Below are 22,427 nucleotides of genomic sequence, written 5' to 3'. Positions count from 1 at the left end.
GCCTCACTTGCCCAGCGCCTGCTTGAGCTGGCTCTTGTTCATGTCCGAACGCCCCTGGATGTTGCGCTTCTTGGCCTCCTCGTACAACTGGTCCTTCGTGGGGCCCTGCGAGCCCTGACCCGACCGCTGCCCGCCCCGCTTGCCCGAGGACATGTCCTGGGTGGACGTGCGGCTGGCGGTCTTCGACTCGCCGGACCGGGCGCGTTCCTTGTTCACCGTCCGCGACGCGATCTCCTTGGCGCGCGAGGTGCTCTCGCCCCGGTCCTGGGCGCTCTTCTTGATGTGTTCGTACTGTCGTTCCCGCTTCGGGCTGGAACCGGCCGGCATGTGAGTCACTTCCTCTCGCAGTCCGGGTCCGGGTACCCATATTCCGGCTCAGTTCTCCAGCCGGGCGACCCTGCCCTTCTCTCCGGCGGCCCAGCAGGCGAGGTCCGGTGTGCAGTCCACGGTGTCGTACGAGCCGGGGTCGACGGTCCGCCAGGTACGGCCGCCGTCGGTCGTCAGGTCGGTGCCGGTCGGGCCGACCGCGAGGGCGGCCGTCCGGCTGTGCGGGAGCCAGGCGACGCCGGACCGGTAGGCGTTCACCGGGCCGGCGGCGGGCTGCCAGGTGGCGCCGCCGTCGCCGGTGCGGGCGGCGGCCCGCGGGGAGGGCTGGTCGGGGCGGTAGTCGCCGCCGACGGCCAGGCCGTGCGTACGGTCGCGGAAGGCGAGGGCGAACACCCCGCGGGCCGGGTCGCCGGCCGGGATCGGGGTGTCCGCGGCCGTCCAGGTCAGCCCACGGTCGGCGGAGTGCAGGACACGCGCGCGTGCCGCCCCGCCGGTGGCCAGCCAGACGTCCTTCGGCCCGGAGGTGACCAGGCACTGGCCACTCGCGGCGAATCCTGCCTCGCCCTCCAGCGCGGCGGGCATCCCCTTGCTCGGCAGCACGTTCCAGGAACGACCGCCGTCGCGGGTGGACAGGATCCGGAACCTGCCGTCGACCGGGTCGCTCATCGCCAGTCCGTGGCGGCGGTCGAAGAAGGCGAGGCAGTCGTAGAAGGCTTGCGCGTCGGTGTTGCGGAAGGTCTCCGTCCAGGTCGCGCCGCCGTCGTCCGTGCGGTACACCCGGGACGCCTCGCCCTCCCCGATGGCCAGCACCACGGCGCGGCGTGCGTCGAACGCCTCGATGTCCCGGAACTGGAGCTCGGCGGCGCCGGGCGGCGAGACGTCGCGCCAGGTGTCGCCGCCGTCGGTGGTGCGCAGGACGGTGCCCCCGGTTCCGGCCAGCCACGCCGTGTGCCGGCTGACCGCGGACAGCCCGCGGAAGCGCGCCTCGGGAGTGCCGCTGTCCTTGAGTTCCCAGTGCGGGGCCCGGCGCTCCGGCTCGTGCGCCCGCGCGGGTACGGCCGTCAGCGCGGCCAGCGCCGCCCCGCAGGCCACCCCCGCCGCAACTGTCCGAAACCCGTGCCCCATCCGTCGCGTGTTCCCCGAACGCCTCATGGCGGGCGAAGCTAGCCCAGCGCCTCGGTGCCGTCCAGATGGCCTCGCAGGCCACGAGCGACAACAGACGGCCACACGTGACTTTCCCGGCACACAGGGGCGAACGCCCCTCTGCCGTGCATGAAGGCGGTGACAGAGGTCACTCGCCCTCGGGGTGCACGGATTGGCTGATTCCTACGTCTCTACCAGTGCCCGGTCTCGTCCGCCCGGATGTTCGTCCAGCCGTCACAAGGGAGCAAGGCGTTGTCCACCGTAATCGAGCAGCCCGTCGAGGCCCGTCTCGTCGCCGCCGCGCCGCGGATGCCGAGCATTCCCGCGACCCTTCACTACGACCGGCGCGACCCGTTCGCCGTCCGCATGACCTTCCCGGCCCCGGCCACCCTGGAGGGTGTGGAGGTCTGCTGGACGTTCAGCCGAGAGCTGCTGGTGACCGGTCTGGAGCGGCCCGAGGGCTACGGCGACGTCCGGGTGCGGCCGTACGGCTACGACCGTACGGTCCTGGAGTTCCACGCCCCCGAGGGCACCGCGGTCGTGCACATCCACTCGAGTGATGTGCGCCGTTTCCTGCAGTCCACGAGCGCGCTGGTGCCGCTGGGCCTGGAACACCTCCAGCTCGACATGGACCGCGACTTGGCGGAACTGATGCGGGACGCCTGCTGAGGCATCGGGCCCGGCCCGTTTAATCGCGTTGACACCGTCGCACCCCTCTCCTACGGTGTACAACGGTCCTGTTGCCGTCGATTGGAGAAGGACGTTGCTCGTCTGAGGTCCTGAGACACCGCGTACACACCTGAGGTGTGTGTGCGCCGCGTGCGACCTCGGCATTCGAGCCGTCCTCCGGAAACAGGGCTTTTCCCACACCCTCCCCGAGGCCTCCCCGCCGGTCGCCGGTGTCTCGAAACGCGTTTGCCCTTGATCGCTTCGAGCATCCGCGGAGGCCCGTATGTCTACTTCCATCACCTGTACGTCCCTTTCCTTCACCTGGCCCGACGGCACCCCCGTCTTCGAGGGCCTCGACGCCGCCTTCGGCCCCGGCCGCACCGGGCTGGTCGGCGTCAACGGGTCAGGAAAGTCAACCCTGTTGAAGCTCATCGCCGGTGAGCTCACCCCGGCCGACGGCGACGTGCGCGTCGCGGGCGAGGTCGGCTGGCTCCCGCAGAACGTCACGCTCGACACCGCGCTGCGGGTCGACGACGCCCTCGGCATCGCCGCCAAGCGGGCCGCGCTGCACGCCATCGAGGCGGGCGATGTGGCCGAGGAGCACTTCGAGACCGTCGGCGACGACTGGGACGTGGAGGAGCGCGCGCTCGCCACGCTCGGTGAACTCGGGCTCGGTCACATCGAGTTGGACCGCACCATCGGCGAGGTGTCGGGCGGCGAGTCGGTGCTGCTGCGGCTGGCGGCACTGCTGCTGCGCCGGCCGGACGTGCTGCTGCTGGACGAGCCGACCAACAACCTCGACCTGTACGCGCGCAGGCGGCTGTACGCGGCTGTCGAATCCTGGCCGGGCGTCATGGTCGTCGTCAGCCACGACCGCGAACTGCTGGACCTCGTCGACCAGATCGCCGATCTGCGCTCCGGCGAGATCACCCGCTACGGCGGCAACTTCACCGCCTACGAGGAGGCACTCGCGATCGAACAGGAGGCTGCCGAGCGCATGGTGCGTGTCGCCGAGGCCGATCTGAAGAAACAGAAGCGCGAACTGGTCGACGCCCAGGTCAAGTTGGCCCGCCGCAAGCGGTACGGCCAGAAGATGTGGGACAGCAAGCGCGAGCCGAAGATCGTCATGGGTGCGCGCAAGCGCGCGGCGCAGGAGTCCGCGGGCAAGCACCGCATCATGCACGAGGAGAAGCTCGCCGAGGCCAAGGAGCGGCTCGACGACGCGGTGGACGCCGTACGGGACGATGACGAGATCCGTGTCGACCTGCCGTACACGGCCGTACCGCCGGGCCGCGGCGTGCTCACGCTGCGCGACCTGGAGCTCCGGTACGGCGCTAGGGTGGCCGGTGGCTTCGATCTGCACGGTCCGGAGCGGATCGCGCTGATCGGGCGCAACGGCGCGGGCAAGACGACGCTGCTGCGGACCGTCGCCGGGGAGCTGGCGCCGGTGGCCGGTGAGGCGACGGCACATGTGCCGCTGCGCTTCCTGCCGCAGCGGCTGGACGTCCTCGACGGTGAGCTGTCGGTCGCCGAGAACGTGGCCCGGTTCGCGCCGGGCGCCACCAACAACCGGATCCGGGCGCGGCTGGCGCGCTTCTTGTTCCGGGGCGCCCGAGCCGACCAGAAGGCGTCGACGCTGTCCGGCGGCGAACGCTTCCGCGCGACCCTGGCGGCCCTGATGCTGGCCGAGCCGGCGCCGCAGCTGCTGATGCTGGACGAGCCGACGAACAACCTGGACATGGCGAGCGTGCGGCAGCTCACCACGGCCCTGGACTCGTACGAGGGAGCACTGATCGTGGCCAGCCACGACCTGCCGTTCCTGGAGTCGATCGGCATCACGCGCTGGCTGATGCTGGAGGACGGAGAACTGAAGGAAATCACGTCAGAAGCTGTCGGGTATACCGCCTAGCTTCGAGGGCATGGCCGATCTCACGCCCGTTGTCACACCCGAGTTCATCACCATCACCGGAGCCAGGGAGAACAACCTCAAGGACGTCACCCTCCGCATCCCGAAAGGCCGGCTGACCGTGTTCACCGGCGTTTCGGGATCGGGGAAGTCCTCGGTCGTCTTCGACACGATCGCGGTGGAGTCGCAGCGCCAGCTGAACGAGACCTTCACCTGGTTCGTGCGCAACCGGCTGCCCAAGTACGAGCGCCCGCACGCGGAGGAGCTCAAAGACCTCTCCCCCGCGATCGTCGTCGACCAGCGGCCGATCGGGGGCCACTCCCGGTCGACGGTCGGCACGATGACCGACGTCTACTCGGTGATCCGGGTGCTGTTCTCCCGGCACGGCACCCCGAGCGCGGGCCCGGCGACCGCGTACTCGTTCAACGACCCCTCCGGCATGTGCCCCGAGTGCGACGGGCTGGGCCGCACGGTCTGCCCGGACTGGGACCGCATCCTCGACCCGGACCGCTCGCTCGCCGGCGGCGCCGTCCGCTTCCCGCCGTTCGCCGCGGGCACCTGGCAGGGGCAGGCGTACACCAACAGCGCCGACCTGGACCCGGACAAGCCGGTCGGGCGGTTCACCGCCGCCGAGCGGGAGTTCCTGATGCACGGCCGACCCGGCAGCAAGGTCACCGTGAACGGCACGGGTGGCACCTGGACCACCGAGTACGAGGGGCTCGCCACCCGCTTCGAGCGGCTGTATCTGAAGCGGGACCTGTCGGCGATGAGCCAGAAGACCCGCGACCTGGTGCGGGCATTCCTGGTGGACGGCACCTGTCCGGTCTGCGAAGGGGCCCGCCTCAACGCGGCGGCGCTCGCCACCCGGATCAACGGCCTGACCATTGCCGAGTGCGCGCGCATGCAGGTCAGCGACCTGATCGCGGTACTGAAGGACATCGACGACCCGGTCGCCGGGCCCATCGCCCGCGCGGCCGTCACCGCGCTCGAACGCATCGACGCCATCGGCCTCGGCTACCTCAGCCTCGACCGTGAGACCGCCACGCTCTCCGGCGGCGAGGGGCAGCGCCTGAAGACGGTCCGCCATCTGGGCTCCAGCCTGACCGGAATGACGTACATCTTCGACGAACCGAGCGTCGGCCTGCACCCGCGCGATGTCGGCCGGCTCGGCGAGCTGCTGCTGCGGCTGCGCGACAAGGGCAACACCGTGCTGGTGGTCGAGCACGACCCGGACGTCATCGCGCTCGCCGATCACGTCGTCGACATGGGTCCGGCGGCCGGCGCGGGAGGCGGGAGGGTCGTCTTCGAGGGGACGCCGCGCGAGCTCGCGGCGTCGGACACCGTGACCGGGCGGTGCCTGGGCCGCCGTACCGCGATCAAGGCGCAGGTGCGGGCGGCGAGCGGTGGGCTCTGGGTGAAGGGAGCCGGCCGCCACAATCTGCGGGATGTGACGGTCGAGTTCCCGACCGGGGTGCTGACCGTGGTCACCGGGGTCGCCGGATCCGGGAAGAGCACGCTGGTCGCGGAGTTCACCGCCGCCCACGAGGACGCGGTGGTCGTGGACCAGTCGTCGATCGGGATCTCCGCGCGGTCGACCCCGGCGACCTACTTGGGCGTCATGGACACGGTACGGAAGATCTTCGCGCGCGAGACGGGCGCTGAGCCGGGGCTGTTCAGCTTCAACTCGTCCGGCGCGTGCGGCACCTGCGAGGGCCGGGGGATCATCTACACCGATCTGGCGTTCATGGACCCGGTGACCACGACCTGCCACGACTGCGAGGGGCGGCACTTCAGGGACGAGGTGCTGCGGCTGACCGTCGACGGCAACTCCATCGCGGACGTCCTGGAGATGACGGCCGGTCAGGCGCTGGAGTTCCTGCATGACCCGGGCGTACGCCGCCGGCTGCGCGCCCTGCGGGACGTGGGGCTGACGTATCTCACGCTCGGGCAGCCGCTCTCCACGCTCTCCGGCGGCGAACGGCAGCGGATCAAGCTGGCGACGAGGCTGCACCGCAGCGGCGCGGTGTACGTCCTCGACGAACCGACGACCGGACTGCACATGTCGGACGTCGACGGCCTGCTCGGGCTGCTGGACCGGCTGGTCGACGCGGGCAACACGGTCGTGGTCGTCGAGCACGACCTGGATGTGGTGGCGCACGCCGACTGGATCATCGACCTCGGGCCGGACGGGGGCCGCGACGGCGGCCGGGTGATCTTCGAAGGCACCCCGCGCAGGCTCCTCGAGGCCCGCGGCTCCTTCACCGCGGAGCATCTCAGGAGGGCCACAGCCTGACCCCGGGGGTTTTGTACGGGCGGGTAACCCCTGCATGATGGCGGATCGGTGCCCCATGCATCATGGGCGCCGGAACCTGCCACCGATCCGGAGATCCGTCGTGCCCAGCAAGAAGGCCCTCATCCGCCGCCCCAGCCCGCGCCTGGCCGAAGGGCTGCTCACGCACATCGAGCGGGAGAAGGTCGACGTCGATCTCGCGCTCGAGCAGTGGGAGGCGTACGCGGAGGCCCTGCGCGGCCACGACTGGGAGACCGTCGAGGTGGAGCCGGCCGACGACTGCCCGGACTCGGTGTTCGTCGAGGACACGGTCGTCATGTACCGCAATGTCGCGCTGATCACCCGGCCCGGCGCCGAGTCCCGGCGCGAGGAGACCCTCGGCGTCGAGGAGGCCGTCGCCTCGCTCGGCTGCTCGGTGAACTGGATCTGGGAGCCGGGCACCCTGGACGGCGGCGACGTGCTGAAGGTCGGCGACACGATCTACGTCGGCCGGGGCGGCCGGACCAACGCGGCCGGCGTCCAGCAGCTGCGGGCCGCCTTCGAGCCGCTGGGGGCCCGGGTCGTCGCCGTGCCGGTCAGCAAGGTGCTGCATCTGAAGTCGGCGATCACGGCGCTGCCCGACGGCACGATTCTGGGCCGTATCCCGCAGCTGGACGCCCCGTCGCTGTTCCCGCGCTTCCTGCCGGTCCCGGAGGAGTCCGGGGCGCACGTCGTGCTGCTCGGCGGCGACAAGCTGCTCATGGCCGCGAGCGCCCCGAAGACGGCGGAGCTGCTGGCCGACCTCGGCCAGGAGCCGGTCGTCGTGGACATCAGCGAGTTCGAGAAGCTCGAGGGATGTGTGACATGTCTCTCGGTGCGGATGCGGGAGCTGTACGCCTGACCGGCTGAGCGGCACACTCATTCAGCCCCGGGACCTGCGGGTCCTGGGGCTTTTCGCACACCCGTGAAGTCGGGGCGGCACGGCCGCTGATCAGCGGTCTTTACAGCACCCTTAACCTACGGCTTCGTAACCTACGGATTCGTAGCCTACGATCCCGTAGGTTCCCGGCAACCGCTCGCCGGTCACCTTGCCCCGTGTTGTGCGTCCCCCTGGAGTTCCCGTGACGATCACTTCCCCTCACCTCGGCAGTTCCGCCGGCTGGACCGACGCCCGTCTGCTGTACGCGCTGGAGGAAGTGGTCGAGACCGAACTCAACCGGCATCTGAAGGTCGCGAAGGACTGGATGCCGCACGAGTACGTCCCGTGGACGGACGGCCGCAACTTCCCCGGCCTGTTCGAGGACGGGGAAGCCTGGGACAAGGAGCAGTCCAAGGTCACCGAGATCGGCCGCATCGCCCTGGTGGTGAACCTGCTCACCGAGGACAACCTCCCCAGCTACCACCACGAGATCGCCTCGCTCTTCGGCCGGGACGGCGCCTGGGGCACCTGGGTGCACCGCTGGACCGCCGAGGAGGGGCGGCACGGCATCGTGATGCGCGACTACCTGCTCACCTCGCGCGCGGTGGACCCGGACAAGCTGGAGCAGTTCCGCATGTCCCACATGAGCGAGGGCTTCGAGTCGGACAACCGGCACTCGATGCTCCACTCGATCGCCTATGTCGCCTTCCAGGAGCTCGCGACCCGTATCTCGCACCGCAACACGGGCCACCAGTCGGGTGACCCGGTCTGCGACCGCATGCTGGCGCGCATCGCGACGGACGAGAACCTGCACATGGTCTTCTACCGCAACCTGCTCAAGGCGGCCTTCGAGCTCGCGCCCGACCTCACGATGCAGGCGGTCCGGGACGTCGTCGTGAACTTCCGCATGCCCGGTCACGGCATCCCCGGCTTCGAGCGGGCCGCCGCCCAGATGGCCATCGGCGAGGTCTACAACCTGCGCATCCACCACGACGACGTGCTGGAGCCCGTCCAGCGCTTCCTGAAGATCATGGAGATCGACGGTCTCGGCCCCGAGGGGCGGCAGGCTCAGGAGGAGCTGGGCCTGTTCATGGGCGGCCTCGACGCCGAGGCGCTGAAGTTCGACGAGAAGCTGGCGGCGCGCAAGGCCCGGATGGCGGCCCGGGGGAACGGCTGATCCCCGGCGCGGGAGCGGATGCCGGACCGGATGCCGGGTCATCCGAAGCGGATGCCGGGCCGGTTCAGCGGGAGGCGCGCCGCAGCTGGAGGCGTTCCTTCTCCGACAGACCGCCCCAGACCCCGAAGCGCTCGTCGTTCTCCAGGGCGTAGTCGAGGCAGGCCGAGCGGATCGGGCACATGCCGCAGATCCGCTTGGCCTCCCGTACGGAGCTGCCCGGCTCGGGGAAGAAGAAGTCCGCCCCGGTCTGCGCGCACAACGCCTCCTGCTGCCAGGCCAGGTCGGTCGGGATGATCGTCGCGATCGATTCGATGTGCATGCCAGGAGCGTGCCGGTCGGCGAAAAACGTTCGATCAACGCGGGATCAACGCCGCGTCGCGGGGCCCTGGGCCGACCCGATGGTCGCACCGCGCCCCGCCCCGGTGCACGACGGCGCGCCCGACGCGTCGACGGGTCGACGGGTCGACGGGTGTAGGACCCGAGCCGGTCATGGGTGCGGCCCCGAGGCCACCGCCGGCTGCGCGCCTGGGGCGGCGGTTGTCAGTGGGCGGTGCAAGACTCGGCAGAGCAAGCGGGACCTTCCGAGGAGGGCGATGATGCTCACCACCCGTCATGTCACCGGCGCGCCGAACTGGATCGACCTCGGCACACCCGACATCGAGGGCGCCGGTTCCTTCTACGGCGGGCTGTTCGGCTGGCGTTTGAAGCCGGGCGGTCCCGAGACCGGCGGTTACGGCCTGTTCCAGCTGGACGGCAGGACCGTGGCCGGCGGCATGCAGACCACCGAGGAACAGGGTCCGCCGTCCTGGACGGTGTACTTCCGCACCCCCGACGCGGAGGCCACGGCCACGGCGGCCGAGCAGGCGCACGGCTCGGTGCTGATGCAGCCCATGGACGTCATGGACCTGGGCCGAATGGCCCTCCTCGCCGACAAGGCGGGCGCGGGTTTCGGGCTGTGGCAGCCCGGCACCAACAAGGGCCTCGACGTCGTCCGGGAACCCCGCTCGCTGTGCTGGCTGGAGCTGTACACGACCGATGTGCCGGCCGCCGCGGGGTTCTACAACGCGACGCTCGGCATGGAGACCTACGCCGTCGACTTCTTCGGCGGCACGTACACGACGTTCGCCCCTCAAGGGGAAGGCGAGGACGCCATGTTCGGCGGGGTGGTCGACAAGGCCGACGACCCGGCCGAGGCATCGGGGCCCGCGTACTGGCTGCCGTATTTCGAGGTCACCGACACGGACGCCACGGTCGCCAGAGCCGAGGAGCTGGGCGGCACGGTCCGTATGCCGGCCACGCATCTGCCGGACGTCGGACGGATCGCCAAGCTGGCCGACCCGTACGGGGCGCGCTTCGCGGTGATCAAGAGCGAGCCGCCGCAGAGCTGAACACGGACGGGGCGGCGCAGGAAAGCCGCCTGGTCCCGGCCGGATAGGGGGTGTTTCGAAAGTCTCGTGCGGTGCCCGCGGTGTCCGGTGCGTGCCCTCGGCGTGCCGGACGAAGGCCCTCGTACTGGACGTACTTGGGCCTTTGGCCGGTGCGGCGAGGGTGCGTGCCGGGCGCCGTGGGTGCTGTGCGGGACTTTCGAAACACCCCCTAGGCGGAAGCCCGCCGCACCAGCGTGGTCGGCAGTACGACACTGGACGGCGGGGCGGCGATGCCCTGCTCCGCGGCGCGCCGGTCGAGTCCGCGCAGCAGCAGCCGGGCCATCAGCCGGCCCATCTCCTCGATGTCCTGACGGACCGTGGTGAGCGGCGGGTCGGTCTGCTCCGCGACCGGGAGCATGTCGTCGAACCCGACCACGGCCACGTCGTCCGGCACCCGCCGCCCGGCCTCGCGCAGCACCCGCAGGGCCCCGGCCGCGGTGAGGTCGTTGGCCGCGAACACCGCGTCGACGTCCGGGTATCGGCGCAGCAGCTCACGCATGGCCCGTTCCCCGCCGGCCGGTGTGAAGTCGCCCTCGACGATGAGCCGTGGATCGGCGTCGACCATGACATCGCGGTAGCCGTCGAGCCGGTCCACCGCCGAGGTCTGGTCCAGGGCCCCGGCGATGTGGGCGATGCGGGTCCGGCCGAGGGCGGCGAGATGGCGTACGGCGTCGCGGGCGCCGCCGCGGTTGTCGCTGTCGACGTAGACCACGCCACGCCGGTCGCCGTGCCAGCCGGGGCGTCCGCCGAAGACGGTGGGGACGCCGGCGCGCTGGATCAGTCCGGGCAGCGGGTCCTGAAGGTGCAGCGAGAAGACGAGCGCCCCGTCGACATGCCCGCCGGCGAGATAGCGGCCGACGCGTGCGTGGTCGTCCCGGCCTTCCGTGAGGAGCAGCACCAGTTGGTTGTCGTGGGCCGTCAGCTCCTTGCTGATGCCGCGCAATTGCAGGGCGAAGAAGGGGTCGGCGAAGACCCGGGTCTCCGGTTCGGCGACGACGACCGCTATGGCGTCGTGACGCCGGGTCACGAGGCTGCGGGCGGCCTGGTTGGGCACGTATCCGAGTTCGTCGACCGCCTTGCGCACCCGCTCGACGAGCGGCTCCCTGACCCCGTCCCCGCCGTTGACCACGCGGGAGACGGTGGCCCGCGAGACTCCGGCCCGGGCGGCCACGGCCTCGAGGGTGGGGCGCGGGGCGGTGTCGGTCACTTCGGGGCTCCTCGTCGGCGGTTGCGGATCAGGATAGCCCTCGGGGAAGCCTGAGGTGAGAGCGCTCTCGGAACACGGCAGCCGCACGTGCGGCTCGGGCCGGCGAGGCGGGTCCGCCGGGCGCCCGGTGCCGGTGCGCAGTGCCACCCGATCCGCCGACCGGCTCACCGCCGGGGCCTGCCAGGGCAGCCCGACCGGTGCGTAGCCGGTGCGGGCCTCGGTGCTCCCGCGCCCCGGGGGGGCGTCGCCGCTCAGCACCTCCGCCGGCGCGGCGTCGACGGCGGTGGGCGGGAGGCCGGCCGACGCCAGGGCGCCCATGTCCGCGGCGAGTTCACGGTCGGCGACGGCGACGAGCCCGGCGCGCGGCAGGTCGGCGGCCGGATCCTGCCTGCCGGGTTCGTCCGCGCCGGAGCTCGTCAAGAGCGGGCCCACTCGCGGGTCCGACACCGCAGCAGCGGCTCCCTGACCCAGGTCGCCAGAGCACCGTGTCGGCGGCTGCCGCGCCCCTCGCCCGTTGAGGAGAGCGCGCGGCCCGGGCGCCGTACGGCGAATGCTGCGGCGCGCTCGGGGTCCGTGCCATGGACGACGAGCGCGGCACGGGCGCGGCTGCGCCAGGCTCAGCATCGTCAACTGGGCCTGGTCGCCCGCGTCGATCACGTCGAGGGTCTGCCCCGGGCGGCCGACGGAGGGTTCCCGGCGCCGCCGCCAGGCCGGTCCCGCCAGACCGTGAACCGTGGCCGAGTCGAGCAGCGCGAGCAACTCGTCGTCCCGGCCGCTGTGCAGGCAGATCACCTCGCGCAACGCCGGTCGAGGGTCGGGCGCTTGGCGCCTTGACTCTCACCGTGTACGCATAGATGTCCGGCAGCACGCCAGGGGCACGGCGGTGGCCGTTCCGGGGAACGGCAGGTCGGTGTGCGCCCCTTGCCCCACAGCCGTGGCCTCGTGGGCGCGCGGGAAGCGGTCCCGCAGCACCTCCGGACAAGTCCGGGGGCCGGCGCCGCTTCCAGGTCGCTGGGCGTCAGAACACGGGTCACCCGCCCGTGATCCGTCAGTGCTCGTGCGCGGTCCCATCCGCGGCCCCGACAGACCCCGCGCCCTTGGAACCCCTGGACCGCTCGGACCCGGTGGAGCTCTCGGACCCGGTGGACGCGGGCTCGTGACCGTGCTCGTGCGGGTCGTACCCGGGAATCGTGCCGTCCTTCTTCTTCACCAGGAACAGCCCCACCATGCCCATGTCCGAGTGGCTCTGCACATGGCAGTGATACATCCACGCACCCGCCCCGACGCCCTCCCCCGCGATCACCTGGAAGCCGAACGAGTCCGCCGGGCCGGTGATCTTGTTGTCGATGACCTGGCTCGGGTCGTCGGGCCCGGTGAGCATGCCGGTGCGGTTGTCGGCCCAGCGGTGACCGTGCATATGGAAGGTGTGGTAGTACTCGCCGTGCGTGATCACCACGAACTCGACGCGGTCGCCCACCGTGGCCTCGAAGTCGGGGCCGCTGTGCGCCGGTTTGTTGTTGATGAGCATGTCGTTGAAGACGACCGTGTGGGTCGCGTCGGGAAGGACGTCGCCCTTGCGCCGGACGATCACCGGCCCGTACAGCCCCTTGCGGATGCCGCCCGTGCCGTGTTCCGTGCCGACGACATGGTCGTGGTAATGCCAGTACCCGGCGCTGCCGGCCCGCCAGGTGCCGTCCCCCCGACGGCCGGGGGCATGGGTGCGCCAAGTGTAGGTGCGGCTGCCGCCGGGCTCGACATGGCTCTTGTTCAACTTGGTGCCGTCGCTGGTGATTTCGTAGTCCAGACCGTGCACATGCAGGCTCACCGGGATGTCCATCGTGTTCTCGAACTCGATGTGCAGGGTGTCGCCCTCGTTGAGCTCGATCAGCGGGCCGGGGATCGTCGCCTTGCCCTTCTCCAGGCCGTAACCCAACTGCCCGTCTGCGAGCTTCTCGCCGTACAGCTTGAGGTGCCTGACCTCGCCGCCCGCCGGGGCGGTCCTGGGTGGCGTATCGGCACCAACGGCCTCGGGCACCGACCCGAGCGACAACGATGTCGCGACGGTCGCGCCGCCCAGCAGTACACGTCGGTTGAAGGTACGCCTGTTGACGCTGCGTCTGTCCATGCGGAACTCCCCACGGCGGTACGGACATTACGGGGGTGAACCGGGGAGACGGTACCGGCCGTTCCGTCGTTTATCCACTGTCAGGACAAAGTTCGTCCCAGTCCGGTCATAGGTATTGGCGAGTCGTTGAAAGGGGTCTAACTTCCTTGTCGCTGTTGCTGTGACCGAGGAGGTGCCCATGCACTTGCGAGGGCTGAGCACGAGAAGACGGACCTGGGTGGCCACCGTGGCTGCCGGGGTCGTCGCCGCCGGACTGATGTCGGCCCCCGCCGACGCGCGCCCGGCCCCCGAACCACCCCTGACAACGATGTCCATCAAGTCGCCGCCGGGCGGCGCGAATGTACGGGTGCTGATCTTCCACGGGTCCGCGGCGGCCGGTGAGGAGTCACCCGTGGTGAACGCCGGTATCGAGGCGATCGAGAAGATCGGCCTGTCCGGGCCGGCCGACCAGCGCTTCAAGGCCGTGGCCACCAAGGACGCCTCGGTCTTCACCGACGAGACCCGGCTGGGCCGCTACAACGCGATCGTCTTCCTCACGGGCGGCGGCGACGTCCTCGACCCGGAGCAGGAGGCGGGCCTGGAGGCGTACATGGAGGCGGGCGGCGGTTTCGTCGGCATCCATGACGCGGCTCGCGCCGAGCCGTACTCGGACTGGTTCACCGGCCTGGTCGGCGCCCGCCCGGCGTCCGGCGGCCCGGGGAACGTGCAGCGGGCGGTCGTCGAGGTCGGCGACCGTCGGCACCCGGCCACCAAGGAACTGCCCGTCCAGTGGAAGCGGCCGGACAAGTGGCTGAACTGGGCCAAGAACCCGTCCGGTCAGGTGCACACCGTCGCCCGGGTCCGCGAGTCGTCGTACCAGCCCGGCGCGGGGGCCAATGGCTGGGACCATCCGGTGAGTTGGTGCCGTGACTACGACGGTGGCCGCTCCTTCTACACCGGCATGGGCGGCACGGTGTCGTCGTACGACGAGTCCGACTTCCGTACGCATCTGCGGGGCGCCCTGCTGTGGACCACGCGGCTCGTCCAGGCCGACTGCAAGGCCACCATCACCGGCAACTACCAGGCCCAGCGGCTCACCCAGCCCAACCAGCCGGGCCGCAACGACCAGATCGGCGAACCGCACGGACTGGTCACGGCGCCCGACGGGCGGGTGCTGTACATAGGGCGCGGCGGCGCCGACTCCTCCCAGCCGGTGATCACCGACTGGAACAACCCGGACATCGGCAAGGGCAAGGGCGAGATCCACGTCTACGACCCGAAGACCAAGAAGGTCACCCTCGCGGGTGAGTTGAGCGTGTTCGGCAACAAGGGCGGCGGTGACGAGCTCATCAAGGTCGAGGAGGGGCTCCTCGGCATCGAGCTCGACCCGCGCTTCCAGGACAACGGCTGGGTGTATCTGCACTACACCCCGCACTCCCGGATCGACCGCGACAAGCGGATGGCCGAGCGGCGGGTCTCCCGCTTCACCCTCGATCACGCGACGAACAAGCTGGATCTGAACACCGAGAAGGTGCTGCTGAACTGGCCGGTGCAGATCCACAGTTGCTGCCACGCGGGCGGCGGGATGGCCTGGGACTCCAAAGGCAACCTGTACATCGCGACCGGCGACAACAACTCCAGCCGCTTCAGCGACGGTTACTCGGGCAACAACCCCGAGCCGAACTACAAGGGCGTGTCCTTCGCCGACGCGCGCCGCACGGCCGGCAACACCAACAACCTCAACGGCAAGATCCTGCGCATCCACCCGGAGCCGGACGGGACGTACACGCTCCCGGCGGGCAACCTCTTCACCGGCGAGGAGACCGACGAGGGCGGCGGCAAGACGCGCGGCGAGATCTATGTGATGGGCGTCAGGAACCCGGCGCGCATCTCCGTCGATCCGCAGACCGACGTCCTCTACGCGGGCTGGGTGGGTCCGGACGCCTCGGCACCGTCCACCACCTGGGGCCCGGCGAAGTACGACACCTTCGCCGTGATCACCAAGGCGGGCAACCGGGGCTGGCCGTACTGCATGGGCAACAAGCAGCCCTACCGGGACCGCAATCTGCCCGATCCGACGAAACCGCTGGGCTGGTACGACTGCGACCACCCGAAGAACGAGTCACCGAACAACGACGGCCTGGTCAACCTCCCGGCGGTCACCGGGAACAACATCTGGTACTCGCCGCAGGGCGGCGCCCCGGACTTCCCGCGCGACGCGAACGGCATCCCGTCGTACAAGCAGGAGGAGGCCACCTACGGGCTGCCGTGGCTCAAGGGCGGCGGGCAGGCGGCGATGAACGGGCCGGTCTACCGGTACGACACCGCCTCGGCCACCAGTGACATCAAGTGGCCGGCGTACTGGGACGGCAAGTGGTTCGTCGGCGACTTCTACGACGCCGACCAGCCGCGCAACGCCGTGCTCACCGATCCGAAGACCCACGGCACGGGCGGGCTGCCGGTCCACTCGGAGTCGCTGAAGAGGATCGTGCCGATCGGCAGCGACGGCATCAAGAACCTCATGGACTGGAGGTTCGGTCCGGACGGCGCGCTGTATGTGCTCGACTACGGCCGCGGCTTCTTCACCTCGGACTCCAAGTCGGCGCTGTGGCGGGTCACCTACAAGGGCGGCGGCCCGACCCCGGCCGCCGGCGAACTGGCGAGAGGGGGAGCGCGGTGACACGCCGGCATCGGCAACGAAGAATCTGGACGGCGCTGGTGGCGGCGCTGCTGGTCGTGCTGGGGTTGCAGAGCGCACCCGCCGTCGGCCGGCCCGAGGCACCCTCGCGGACGGCCGCGGCGGCACAGGTGCTTACCTGGACCGCCGGTGACGACATCACCAAGTACACGACGGCTCCCGCGACGGCCGTCGCCGGGCAGGCGACGCTCGTCTTCGAGAACAGCACGGCGACCGGCAACACCACTGGCATGCCGCACACGCTGACGTTCGACACCTCGGACCCCGAGTTCAACAACGACGTCCAGCTCAACATCCTCGCCAACCCGAACGACGACCAGGGCGGCAAGCACACCGCCGAGGTCACGCTCACCCCCGGCCGCTACCGCTATTACTGCACGATCCCCGGGCACGGGCAGATGCAGGGCATCCTCGTGGTGACCGAGGGCAACGGCGAGGACACGACGGCTCCGCAGGCGTCGGCGCACGTCAGCGGTACGCAGAACGGGCAGGGCCAGTACGTCGGTTCGGCGAGCGTGGCGGTCCACGCGACCGACGAGGAGGGCGGCTCCGGGCTCGACCGCACCGAGTACGCGGTCGGCGACGCGGGCGCCTGGCAGCCGTACACCGCGCCGGTCGTCGTGGACCAGGTGGGCGATCACAAGATCCGCTACCGGGCCTTCGACAAGGCGGGGAACGTCTCGGCGGAGAAGAGCGTCACCTTCACGGTCGTCCCGCCGCCGACCGACGACACGACGGCACCTCAGACCTCGGCGGCCGTCAGTGGCGAGCAGAATCCCGACGGCACGTACATCGACATGGCGACCGTCACCGTCTCCGCCTCCGACACCGGTTCCGGCGTCAACACCATCGAGTACGCGATCGGCGAGGCGGGCGCCTGGCAGCCGTACACCGCGCCCGTGATGGTGCACGAGGCCGGCGCCCACACGGTCCGTTACCGGGCCACCGACAAGGCGGGGAACGTCGCCGCCGAGAAGAAGGTGCAGTTCACGGTCGTGGCGGCGCCCCAGCCGGACACGACAGCGCCGGTGACCGGTGTGACAGTCGAGGGCACGAAGAACTCGTCCGGGGCGTACATCGGCAATGCCGAGGTGACCGTCACGGCAACCGACGAGCACCACGGCTCGGGTGTGGACCGGATCGAGTACTCGATCGACGGCGGGCCGTACCTCGCCTACGGCGCCCCGGTGGTCGTCGATCGCGCGGGCACGCACACGCTCGCCTACCGGGCGACCGACAAGGCGGGTAACACGTCCACCGCCCGCACGGTGACCTTCACCGTGGTGACCGGTCAGGTCCCGGCCCCCAACTGCGCCGAGTTCGACGAGCGGTTGACGGTGATCGTCGGCACGGTCGACTCGGGCGTCCCGAACCGGCTCACCGACAGCCGGTGCCGGATCAACGAGCTGATCGAGGACGAGAAGGAGTGGACGTCCCACGCGCTGTTCCTCAAGCACGTGACGGCTGTTCTGGACAAGCTTCTCAAGGAAGGGGTCGTCGACCAGCGCGAGTACAACGCCGTGCGCAAGGCCGCCCGGCAGTCCGGGATCGGCAAGCCCGGTCAGACCGAGGGGTATCGCTCGATCCTCGACGGCAGCGCGGAGTCCTTCGCCAAGTGGCAGCAGGTGGGCGGCGGTTCGTTCGGGCTGAACACCGACGGCTCGATCACCAGCGGGACGACGAAGCCGGGACTTGGCATGCTGTGGTTCCCGCAGCGCAAGTACGGCGACTTCTCGCTCAAGCTCCAGTGGCGTGACGACGCTCCCGGCACCGGGAACGCCAACTCCGGTGTCTTCGTCCGCTTCCCGTGGGTCCACGACCACGCCGAGGAGCCGCGGCCGGAGTGGGTCGCCATCAAGTACGGGCACGAGGTGCAGGTGCTCGACCGGCCCGAGGGCGACATGTACAAGACGGGCTCGGTCTACGGTTTCGACCGGGTCGGGCTCGCGGGCGCCGGTGTCACCCAGAAGGGCACCTGGAACGACTACGAGATCCGCGTGGTCGACCAGCACTACTCGGTGTACCGCAACGGCGTGCTGATCAACGAGTTCGACAACACCGGCGGCCAGGAGTTCACCCCACCCCGCTCGGACGACCCGGGCACGGACGGGCGGCGCTTCGCCTCCGGCTACATCGGACTCCAGGTGCACGGCACCACGGATGTCGTCTCCTACCGGGACATCCGGATCAAGGAGCTGTAGGTTCCGGCGGCGTCTCCTTCGGCTTGTCCCCGGGAGGCGCCGCCTTCTTGGCCCGGCTCGGCTGCACCCGCTTCGGCTCGCCCGGCATCTTCGGATACTCGGGCGGATACGGCAGATCGCCGAGGCCGTGGTCGCGTTCGTCCTGGTTGGCCAGCTCCAGCAGCGCTTCCAGGGAGAACCGGTGATCGTCCATGTCCGCGTGCACGTCGCCGAGTTCGGCGAAGCGCGCGGGCATGGTCGTCAGGTCGAAGTCCCGGGGGTGGGCGACGCCCACCTCGTCCCAGCGCAGGGGGGCCGAGACCGGGGCGTGCGGGCGGGGCCGTACCGAGTAGGCGGAGGCGATGGTGCGGTCGCGGGCCGTCTGGTTGTAGTCGATGAAGATGCGCCGGCCGCGCTCCTCCTTCCACCACTTGATCGTCACGTGGTCCGGCATCCGCCGTTCCATCTCCCGTCCCACGGCGATCGCGGCGCGGCGCACCTGGGTGAAGGTCCAGCGCGGCTCGATCGGTACGAAGACATGCAGTCCGCGCCCGCCGGAGGTCTTGGGCCAGCCGCGCAGTCCGCCGAACTCCTCCAGCACATCCCGCAGTTCATGGGCGGCCCGGACGGCGTCGTCGAAGTCGGTGCCGGGCTGCGGGTCGAGGTCGATGCGCAGTTCGTCGGGTCGGTCGACGTCGTCCCGGCGTACCGGCCAGGGGTGGAAGGTGAGCGTTCCGTACTGGGCGGCCCACAGGACGGCGGCCTCCTCGGTGGGGCACATCTCGTCGGCGCTGCGGCCGCTGGGGAAGGTGATGTGGGCGGTGGGGATCCAGTCGGGCATGTTCTTGGGCGCCCGCTTCTGGAAGAACCATTCGCCGCCCACGCCGTCCGGATAGCGCTCCAGGGTGGTGGGGCGGTTGCGCAGGGCGCGCAGGATGCCGGGACCGACGGCGATGTAGTACCGGGCGAGATCCAGCTTGGTGAAGCCGCGCTCCGGGAAGAAGATCTTGCCCGGATTGGACAGGCGCACGGTTCTGCCACCCGCCTCCAGCTCGACCGCTTCTCCCATGCGAGCCACGGTAGGCGGACCGGGCCGACCTCGCACACCGGGCGCCGGGCGCCGTACGTCCGGGCGATCGTCGGCCCGCGCCGCCCGGATGCGGGCCCGCACACCCCGGATGATCCTGGTGCCATGCATCCGCCGCCCACCGTGATCGTCTACCCGCCCGCCGACGACGGCGGCCGACGGGTCCGCGCCGGCGACCACTTCCTCGGGATGGCGTACACGCTCCTGGACGTCGTCGAGTTCCTGCGTGCCACCGGCTACGAGAACGTCGAGCCGGAGGACCTGCCCGGGGCCGACTGGGTCGAGTGGCGCGGCGGCGGGCCGGGGCTGTGGACCGGCGGATGAGGACCGGGGCATGAGGACCGGGCATGAAGGCCGGGGCGACCGTGCCGCGGGCTCCTCAGCCGCTCCTCTTCCAGGTCTGGCAGCCGGTGGTCTGGAACGCCTCGTCGCCGGACGCGATGGTCACCGTCGTCGGCCCCGCCGTGTTGCCGTTGGCGATGATCTCGTTGAACTCGCCCGATGTGCCGCGGAGCCTGGCCCAGTAGCAGTTCGGTATCGCGGTGTCCTGAGGGCCTGCGGTCCGGTAGGTGCCCGGTTCGATGTCGCTGCCGACGACGTACGTCCCGTCACCGGGGATCTCGCCGGTCGCACCCGTACGCTCCGGGCTCTCGGTCGTCCCGCCGTCCGTGGGTGTCGTCGCCTCCCCCGGTGCCGTGGTCGTCGCGGTCCGGGTCACCGTCGCCGTGGCCCCGGCCGTGTCGTCCGTGGGGGCCGGGTCGTCCCTGGCGCTCGCGCCGACGACCCCTCCGACAGCGAGGCCCAGGACGACGGCCAGGGTATGGGTGAGCACACTCCTCGCCGGGCTCGGCCTGCGTGGCGGGGGAGGCGGGTCCGGCTGTCGCCACTGCCGGTCCGGGGCGTCGTGGCCGTTCATGCATTCAGCGTGCGCCCGCGGTGGCGGCTTCGCACGGTGACGGCTCGTGCGGCGGGCGGGGTGCCGGATGCGCTCGTAGAGTCGGAGCATGGACCTGCCGGTGATGCCGCCCGTCAAGCCGATGCTCGCCAAGTCGGTGGCGAAGATCCCGCCGGGCATGCAGTACGAGGCGAAGTGGGACGGGTTCCGGGCGATCGTGTTCCGCGACGGGGACGAGGTCGAGCTCGGCAGCCGCACCGGGAAGCCGTTGACCAGGTACTTTCCCGAGCTGGTCGCGGGGTTGAAGGAGCGGTTGCCGCAGCGGTGCGTGCTGGACGGGGAGATCGTCATCGCGCGGGAGGGACGGCTCGACTTCGACGCGCTCACCGAGCGCATCCATCCGGCCGACTCCCGGGTGCGGATGCTGGCCGAGAGGACACCCTCGTCGTTCGTCGCCTTCGACCTGCTGGCGCTGGCCGACGAGTCGCTGGTGGACGCTCCGCTGACGGACCGGCGCACACTGCTCACGACAGCGCTGTCCGGGGTGACCGCTCCGGTGCATGTGGCGCCGGCGACCACCGACGTCGAGACGGCCGAGGGGTGGTTCGAGCAGTACGAGGGGGCCGGGCTGGACGGGGTCATCGCCAAGCCGCTCACGCTGCGGTACCGGCAGGACGAGCGCGCCATGTTCAAGATCAAGCACGAGCGGACGGCGGACGTCGTGGTCGCGGGCTACCGCCTGCACAAGAGCGGCCCTGTCGTGGGGTCCCTGCTGCTCGGCCTGTACGACGACCGCGGCGCCCTCCAGCACGTGGGCGTGTCGGCCGCGTTCGCCATGAAGCGGCGGGCCGAGCTCATCGAGGAGCTGGCGCCGCTGCGCATGGCGGACGTCCAAGGGCACCCGTGGGCCGCCTGGGCCGAGGAGGCCGCCCATGAGTCGGCCCGGCTGCCGGGCGCGCCGAGCCGCTGGTCGGGCAAGAAGGACCTGTCCTGGGTTCCGCTGCGCCCGGAGCGGGTGGCGGAGGTGGCGTACGACCACATGGAGAACGGGGTGCGTTTCAGGCACACGGCCCGTTTCCGTCGCTGGCGCCCGGACCGCACCCCCGAGAGCTGCACTTACGCCCAGTTGGAGGAGCCGGTGCGCTACGACCTCGCGGAGATCCTGGCGCCGCCGTCCTGACCGTCCTCGTCCGGACCGGGCGGCGGAGGTCGTCCGCGGCGGTCAGGGCTTCATCAGCACCTTGATCGCGCCGTCCTCCTTGCGCTGGAACATCTCGTAAGCGTGCGGGGCCTCGCTCAGCGGCACGCGGTGCGTGGCGAAGTCGTCGACGCCGAGGGGGTCCTCGTCCGTCAGGTGCGGCAGGATGTCGTCGCTCCAGCGCCGGACGTTGGCCTGGCCCATCCGCATCTGCACCTGTTTGTCGAACAGGGTGAGCAGCGGCAGCGGGTCGGCCATGCCGCCGTAGACCCCGGACAGCGAGATGGTGCCGCCGCGCCGCACCAGGTCGATCGCGGTGTAGAGGGCCGCGAGGCGGTCGACGCTGAAGCGTTCGGCCATCGGGCCGCTCAGCTTGCGCGGCAGCAGGGCGGAGGTGTTCTGCACCAGGCGGGCCACCGCGCTGCCGTGGGCCTCCGTGCCGACCGCGTCGATCACGGCGTCCGGCCCGCGGCCGTCGGTCTCGTCCTGGATCGCGGCGACGAGTTCCTTCTCGTCGTCGAAGGACCTCAGGTCGTAGGTCTCCACGCCCCGTTCGCGCACCCGGCGCAGCCGTTCCGGTACCAGATCGACGCCGAACACCCTGCCCGCGCCCCGCATCAGGGCGATCCGGCAGGCCATGTCGCCGATGGGCCCGAGGCCGAGCACGGCGACACTGCCGCCGTCCGGGATCGCGGCGTACTGCACCGCCTGCCACGCGGTGGGCAGTACGTCGGAGAGGTACACGAACCGGTCGTCGGCCGGTCCTTCCGGGATCTTGATGGGGCCGAACTGCGCCTGCGGGACCCGCAGGTACTCGGCCTGGGCGCCCGGCACCGAGCCGTACAGCCGGGTGTAGCCGAACAGGGCGGCGCCCATGCCCTCGCCGCTGACCTGGGTGGTCTCGCACTGCGTCGGCAGCCCGGTCAGGCACATCCAGCAGTTGCCGCAGGCGATCTGGAACGGCACCACGACCCGGTCGCCGGCCTGGAGGTCCGGGACCGCGGCGCCGACCTCCTCGACGATGCCCATGGGTTCGTGGCCGAGGATGTCCCCCGGTGTCATGAACGGGGTGAGCACCTCGTACAGATGCAGATCGGAACCGCACAACCCGGTCGACGTGACGCGGATGATCGCGTCCGTAGGCTCCTGAATGTGCGGATCGGGCACGTTCTCCACGCGCACGTCGCGCTTGCCCTGCCAGGTCACTGCCCTCATCGCCCC

Annotated in this window: 18 protein-coding genes; 10 read left to right on the top strand and 8 right to left on the bottom strand. The window is 70.6% G+C overall.

The window, feature by feature from the left end; translation table 11 throughout:
• Nucleotides 1-3 precede the first annotated feature (3 nt).
• On the bottom strand, nt 4-327 hold the full coding sequence (locus ACHBTE_RS01975) for a plasmid stabilization protein (protein ID WP_394721492.1): 324 nt from the start codon (nt 325-327) through the stop codon (nt 4-6).
• Between the two features lie 48 nt (nt 328-375).
• The gene (locus ACHBTE_RS01970; protein WP_394721491.1) at nt 376-1,452 is read right to left on the bottom strand and encodes a WD40/YVTN/BNR-like repeat-containing protein; all 1,077 of its coding nucleotides are present in this window, start codon (nt 1,450-1,452) and stop codon (nt 376-378) included.
• A 270-nt stretch (nt 1,453-1,722) separates the two neighbouring features.
• Between ACHBTE_RS01970 and ACHBTE_RS01965 the strand changes: the two genes are divergently transcribed.
• The 5 genes from ACHBTE_RS01965 (at nt 1,723) to ACHBTE_RS01945 (ending at nt 8,410) form a co-directional block, all read left to right on the top strand.
• On the top strand, nt 1,723-2,139 hold the full coding sequence (locus ACHBTE_RS01965; protein ID WP_394721490.1) for an SsgA family sporulation/cell division regulator: 417 nt from the start codon (nt 1,723-1,725) through the stop codon (nt 2,137-2,139).
• Nucleotides 2,140-2,422: 283 nt separating this feature from the next.
• Nucleotides 2,423-4,048, top strand: coding sequence for an ABC-F family ATP-binding cassette domain-containing protein (locus ACHBTE_RS01960; RefSeq protein WP_394721489.1), 1,626 nt, complete (start codon nt 2,423-2,425; stop codon nt 4,046-4,048).
• Between the two features lie 10 nt (nt 4,049-4,058).
• Nucleotides 4,059-6,338 carry an ATP-binding cassette domain-containing protein gene (locus ACHBTE_RS01955; protein ID WP_394721488.1) on the top strand — a complete coding sequence of 760 codons (2,280 nt, stop codon included), beginning with the start codon at nt 4,059-4,061 and terminating at the stop codon, nt 6,336-6,338.
• Nucleotides 6,339-6,438: 100 nt separating this feature from the next.
• The gene (ddaH, locus tag ACHBTE_RS01950; protein WP_394721487.1) at nt 6,439-7,215 is read left to right on the top strand and encodes a dimethylargininase; all 777 of its coding nucleotides are present in this window, start codon (nt 6,439-6,441) and stop codon (nt 7,213-7,215) included.
• Nucleotides 7,216-7,435: 220 nt separating this feature from the next.
• Nucleotides 7,436-8,410 carry an acyl-ACP desaturase gene (locus ACHBTE_RS01945; RefSeq protein WP_394721486.1) on the top strand — a complete coding sequence of 325 codons (975 nt, stop codon included), beginning with the start codon at nt 7,436-7,438 and terminating at the stop codon, nt 8,408-8,410.
• A 64-nt stretch (nt 8,411-8,474) separates the two neighbouring features.
• Here ACHBTE_RS01945 and ACHBTE_RS01940 read toward each other — a convergent pair whose 3' ends face one another.
• The gene (locus ACHBTE_RS01940; protein WP_394721485.1) at nt 8,475-8,729 is read right to left on the bottom strand and encodes a WhiB family transcriptional regulator; all 255 of its coding nucleotides are present in this window, start codon (nt 8,727-8,729) and stop codon (nt 8,475-8,477) included.
• Nucleotides 8,730-9,006: 277 nt separating this feature from the next.
• On the opposite strand from ACHBTE_RS01940, the gene ACHBTE_RS01935 reads away from it, so the two are divergent.
• Entirely contained in the window at nt 9,007-9,798 is a 792-nt protein-coding gene (locus ACHBTE_RS01935) for a VOC family protein (RefSeq protein WP_394721591.1), read from the top strand.
• A 208-nt stretch (nt 9,799-10,006) separates the two neighbouring features.
• Here the strand turns inward: ACHBTE_RS01935 and ACHBTE_RS01930 are convergent, their stop codons facing one another.
• Together ACHBTE_RS01930 and ACHBTE_RS01925 are read right to left on the bottom strand one after the other, a co-directional pair.
• A complete protein-coding gene (locus tag ACHBTE_RS01930; RefSeq protein ID WP_394721590.1) occupies nt 10,007-11,044 on the bottom strand; it encodes a LacI family DNA-binding transcriptional regulator in 1,038 nt (345 codons plus the stop codon).
• A 1,048-nt stretch (nt 11,045-12,092) separates the two neighbouring features.
• Nucleotides 12,093-13,169, bottom strand: a complete 1,077-nt coding sequence (locus ACHBTE_RS01925; protein WP_394721484.1) for a multicopper oxidase domain-containing protein — start codon at nt 13,167-13,169, stop codon at nt 12,093-12,095.
• A gap of 178 nt (nt 13,170-13,347) precedes the next feature.
• Between ACHBTE_RS01925 and ACHBTE_RS01920 the strand changes: the two genes are divergently transcribed.
• Entirely contained in the window at nt 13,348-15,828 is a 2,481-nt protein-coding gene (locus ACHBTE_RS01920) for a ThuA domain-containing protein (RefSeq protein WP_394721483.1), read from the top strand.
• A complete protein-coding gene (locus tag ACHBTE_RS01915; protein ID WP_394721482.1) occupies nt 15,825-18,047 on the top strand; it encodes an OmpL47-type beta-barrel domain-containing protein in 2,223 nt (740 codons plus the stop codon). The genes ACHBTE_RS01920 and ACHBTE_RS01915 overlap by 4 nt, the downstream gene beginning before the upstream one ends.
• Here the strand turns inward: ACHBTE_RS01915 and ligD are convergent.
• Nucleotides 18,034-19,095, bottom strand: a complete 1,062-nt coding sequence (gene ligD / locus ACHBTE_RS01910) for a non-homologous end-joining DNA ligase (protein WP_394721481.1) — start codon at nt 19,093-19,095, stop codon at nt 18,034-18,036. The genes ACHBTE_RS01915 and ligD overlap by 14 nt on opposite strands.
• Nucleotides 19,096-19,218: 123 nt before the next feature.
• Here ligD and ACHBTE_RS01905 point away from each other — a divergent pair, with 123 nt between their 5' ends.
• Nucleotides 19,219-19,437, top strand: a complete 219-nt coding sequence (locus ACHBTE_RS01905; RefSeq protein ID WP_394721480.1) for a hypothetical protein — start codon at nt 19,219-19,221, stop codon at nt 19,435-19,437.
• A gap of 55 nt (nt 19,438-19,492) precedes the next feature.
• Here the strand turns inward: ACHBTE_RS01905 and ACHBTE_RS01900 are convergent, their stop codons facing one another.
• Nucleotides 19,493-20,029 (bottom strand): hypothetical protein, encoded by a 537-nt coding sequence (locus ACHBTE_RS01900; RefSeq protein WP_394721479.1) that lies wholly within the window; start codon nt 20,027-20,029, stop codon nt 19,493-19,495.
• Between the two features lie 88 nt (nt 20,030-20,117).
• On the opposite strand from ACHBTE_RS01900, the gene ACHBTE_RS01895 reads away from it, so the two are divergent.
• On the top strand, nt 20,118-21,188 hold the full coding sequence (locus ACHBTE_RS01895; RefSeq protein WP_394721478.1) for an ATP-dependent DNA ligase: 1,071 nt from the start codon (nt 20,118-20,120) through the stop codon (nt 21,186-21,188).
• 42 nt (nt 21,189-21,230) lie between these two features.
• On the opposite strand, the gene ACHBTE_RS01890 is transcribed toward ACHBTE_RS01895, so the two are convergent.
• Entirely contained in the window at nt 21,231-22,421 is a 1,191-nt protein-coding gene (locus ACHBTE_RS01890; protein ID WP_394721477.1) for a zinc-dependent alcohol dehydrogenase, read from the bottom strand.
• Between the last annotated feature and the right edge of the window lie 6 nt (nt 22,422-22,427).

Origin of the sequence: Streptomyces sp. M41 (assembly GCF_043673425.1) — a bacterium.
GTDB lineage: Bacteria > Actinomycetota > Actinomycetes > Streptomycetales > Streptomycetaceae > Streptomyces.
Note: the sequence above shows the minus strand (reverse complement) of the source record. Positions and strands in the feature narration are given on the sequence as shown.

Bases quoted from the DNA above. Each gene is read 5' to 3' on its own strand.
- ACHBTE_RS01905 (WP_394721480.1), top strand. From the start codon at position 19,219: ATGCATCCGCCGCCCACCGTGATCGTCTACCCGCCCGCCGACGACGGC.
- ACHBTE_RS01975 (WP_394721492.1), bottom strand. From the start codon at position 327: ATGCCGGCCGGTTCCAGCCCGAAGCGGGAACGACAGTACGAACACATC.
- ACHBTE_RS01970 (WP_394721491.1), bottom strand. From the start codon at position 1,452: ATGGGGCACGGGTTTCGGACAGTTGCGGCGGGGGTGGCCTGCGGGGCG.
- ACHBTE_RS01925 (WP_394721484.1), bottom strand. From the start codon at position 13,169: ATGGACAGACGCAGCGTCAACAGGCGTACCTTCAACCGACGTGTACTG.
- ACHBTE_RS01960 (WP_394721489.1), top strand. From the start codon at position 2,423: ATGTCTACTTCCATCACCTGTACGTCCCTTTCCTTCACCTGGCCCGAC.
- ACHBTE_RS01890 (WP_394721477.1), bottom strand. From the start codon at position 22,421: ATGAGGGCAGTGACCTGGCAGGGCAAGCGCGACGTGCGCGTGGAGAAC.
- ACHBTE_RS01940 (WP_394721485.1), bottom strand. From the start codon at position 8,729: ATGCACATCGAATCGATCGCGACGATCATCCCGACCGACCTGGCCTGG.
- ACHBTE_RS01920 (WP_394721483.1), top strand. From the start codon at position 13,348: ATGCACTTGCGAGGGCTGAGCACGAGAAGACGGACCTGGGTGGCCACC.
- ACHBTE_RS01955 (WP_394721488.1), top strand. From the start codon at position 4,059: ATGGCCGATCTCACGCCCGTTGTCACACCCGAGTTCATCACCATCACC.
- ACHBTE_RS01895 (WP_394721478.1), top strand. From the start codon at position 20,118: ATGGACCTGCCGGTGATGCCGCCCGTCAAGCCGATGCTCGCCAAGTCG.
- ACHBTE_RS01935 (WP_394721591.1), top strand. From the start codon at position 9,007: ATGCTCACCACCCGTCATGTCACCGGCGCGCCGAACTGGATCGACCTC.
- ligD (WP_394721481.1), bottom strand. From the start codon at position 19,095: ATGGGAGAAGCGGTCGAGCTGGAGGCGGGTGGCAGAACCGTGCGCCTG.
- ACHBTE_RS01900 (WP_394721479.1), bottom strand. From the start codon at position 20,029: ATGAACGGCCACGACGCCCCGGACCGGCAGTGGCGACAGCCGGACCCG.